Below are 3,051 nucleotides of genomic sequence, written 5' to 3' on the forward strand. Positions count from 1 at the left end.
ACTTCGTACAGGCCGATGTAGCCAAGAGAAACCGTTGCGCGGCCGTTCTTGAAGAAGTCGTTGACGTCACCGTCATCGCCCACGCCCTTGCCAAAGGCACCGTATTCGTAGAGGGTTGGTGCGTTGACTGGCTTGGCTTCAGTAACCCGGTGAGCCTTGAATTCAACGGCTTGGCGGCACAGAGCCAGACGGTCGTTGAAGATTTCCCAGAAGCGGTCCATGTCGCCCTTGCTTTCCATGGCGATTCTTGGCAGGTTCATGGTAACGACGCCCAGGTTCATCCGGCCTGAGTTGACTTCTTGGCCGTTTTCATCCTTCCAGCCTTGCAGGAATGACCGACAGCCCATTGGCGCCTTGAAAGAGCCAGTGATGTCGATGATCTTGTCGTAGCTCAAAACGTCTGGGTACATTCTCTTGGTTGCACATTCCAAAGCCAGACGCTTTACGTCGTAGTTAGGGTCGGTTGGGTGCAGGTTTAAGCCCTTCTTCAAAGTGAAGACCAGCTTAGGGAAGATGGCAGTCCGGTGTTCTCTGCCCAAGCCTTCGATGCGGACCTTCAGGATGTCCCTTTGGATTTCCTTTTCGATCCAGCTCGTGCCTAAGCCAAAGCCCAAAGTGGTGAATGGAGTTTGCCCTTGGCTGGAGAACATGGTGTTGATCTCGTATTCAAGACTTTGCATGGCATCGTAGATGTCCTTCTTGGTGCGCTTTTTCGCAAAAGCTTCCACCTTGTCTTCATCGTCGATGAATTCACGAGCTTCTTCCAGGTGCTTTTGGTAGTTCTTTTCGGCAAAAGGAGCCAGAACTTCGTCGCAGCGGTCAAAAGAGCAGCCGCCGTATTGGCTGGAAGCGACGCTGGTGATGATTTGCGCTACTTGGCTAGTGGCCACCCGGATGGAGTTTGGTACTTCCACAAAGGCGTTGCCGATCTTGAAGCCGTGGTTGAGCATGTAGTCAAAGTCGATCAAGCAGCAGTTGGACATTGGTGACAGGGGCGTGTAGTCCAAGTCGTGCCAGTGGATGTCCCCGCGCAGGTGGGCCTTGGCGATGTGCTGCGGCATCAAGGTCAAGCCAACCGTCTTGCCGACCGTTCCGGCAGTCAAATCTCTTTGAGTGGCAAAAACGTCAGAGTCCTTGTTGGCATTTTCGTGAACGATGCTTGGGTCCTTGTCAACCAGCTTGGCCAACCGGCGCTTAGTGTCGGTTTGTTCAGCCCAGAATTCTTCGTCTTCTTGGCGCTTGGCTTCGTATTCCTTGGCTTCGTCCAAAAAGCCCAATTCGTTCAGGCTTTCCTTGAAGTCCTTGTGGACAGTTTCGGCATCAACCGTGTAGGCTGCAAGCTTGCCGTAGAGCTTGCCCAAAACGGCTTCCTTGGTTTCTGGATCAGTCAGGCCCAGTTCGTCCAAAACGATTTCCAGCTTGAATTGTTCAAATTTAAAGGAAGCACCGTCTCTCTTAATAAACTTCTTAGGTGCGTTAGCAAACTTCAGGTCTGCTGCTTCTGGTGCTGGCTTTAACATGATGATCTACCTCTTATCTCTTCTCAGTTTTTGTTTTATCTAGGTTCGTAATGCTTATTTTTCCACAATGTAAAGCCTATCTTGTGGATTAAATGTTGATAACCACTATATGTGGTTTCCTCTATGGATTAAGCATAGCACAAAATACCAGATCTTGTGGTCTAGACAAAGGGGCAAAGAATGACAAGTCGCAAAGACGGATTCAGTGATCACGCCCGCTTAGGCCCGTATAGTTTTAAAAAAAGAATATTTTGTTCGGCAAAATATTTTTAACAATTTGAAGCTGATTCAAAATCCTTTGCAAAAGTTCAAAAGCACATAAAAAAGGCCTTGACTCTTCGTCAAAGCCCGCCGTTTAAGGCTTTTCGCCGATAATCTGATCCCGCCCCCGGCTCTTGCCAAAGTAGAGGTTGGCGTCAGCCAGGTGGAAAAGCTCGCGAACTTCAGATGGCGTTCGCGGATGGCCAAAGTAGTAGCCAATGGTCAAGGTGATGGGGCGGCTTCCCACATCTGCACTTTTCACATCTTGGGCTAGTAAGTTCAGCTTAGCCACAAAATCTTGAGGCTTCATCTGGCTGACCACGATAAATTCATCCCCGCCATAGCGGTAGAATTCATCACCAAACTGGATCAGCCCATTCCGGCCAATGGTTTCAATCACCTTGTCGCCGGTCACGTGGCCAGACTCGTCGTTAAACTCCTTGAAATTGTCCACGTCAATCATGGCCACGCACAGGTCATGACCGATAAACTGGCCAAAGTCCCGTCTAAAAGCCTGCCGGTTCTTGATGCCGGATAATTCATCGATCAGGCTCTGGGTCCGCCAGCTGTCTAAGTCATAGTCGTTGAGCCAAATGGTCAAAGTCATCAAGCCGATGGCCAGCATAAAGTAGTTTATCTGCAGGTATTCAAAGCTGACTCTCAGGAAAATCGTGACTAAATAGACCAATTCAAAAGACAGGATCCACCAAAAACGCTTCTTTTGCTTCTCTTTTTGCAGCTTTTGCCGATTTTTCCAGACAATGGCCACCGCCCCCGCCATGTAGATGATGGAATAAAGGTAGAGGTGCCACTGCCAAGGTCCTCTTAAGTAATAGGAATTACCAATTAGCTGGTAGATCTTGTCCCGGAAATAAGGAATGCACAGTTCCGCCGCAATAAAGATGTAAGGAGAGGAGATGAGGAGCCATTTTTTGCCATCGGGCTGGTCCTCATGCACCAAGAAGTAGGCAAAGAGGAAGAAGAGATAAGACAGGCTGATATAGGCGATCCGTTGCAAAAAGCCGACCGCTTCAATGACGGCTGACAGGTTAAAGGCGTCATTGTTCAGCATCATCGACCGGGTTAGTTCCAAAAAACTCGCTAAAAAGAGATCAACATCCAGCAGGGTTAAAACCATGGAACCGCGTCGCTCAAAACTCAGCTGGTAGCCCTTGATCAAGCGGCTGATAATCAAAACTGCCATGATCACACAGGTACAAAAGTCAAAGCATTCATTGTAGATGCCAACGGTATTAATCATTTCACTTCC

2 protein-coding genes are annotated in these 3,051 nt (G+C 48.9%); both read right to left on the reverse strand.

What is annotated here, in order from left to right; genetic code table 11:
• The coding region (gene nrdD, locus ACI4WN_RS01550) for an anaerobic ribonucleoside-triphosphate reductase (RefSeq protein WP_439776677.1) at positions 1-1,520 on the reverse strand (1,520 nt) is incomplete at its 3' end.
• 355 nt (positions 1,521-1,875) lie between these two features.
• On the reverse strand, positions 1,876-3,051 hold a 1,176-nt coding region (locus ACI4WN_RS01555), incomplete at its 5' end, for a GGDEF domain-containing protein (protein ID WP_439776678.1).

The sequence above is a fragment of the Lactobacillus sp. genome (genome assembly GCF_051893255.1).
Lineage (GTDB): Bacteria > Bacillota > Bacilli > Lactobacillales > Lactobacillaceae > Lactobacillus.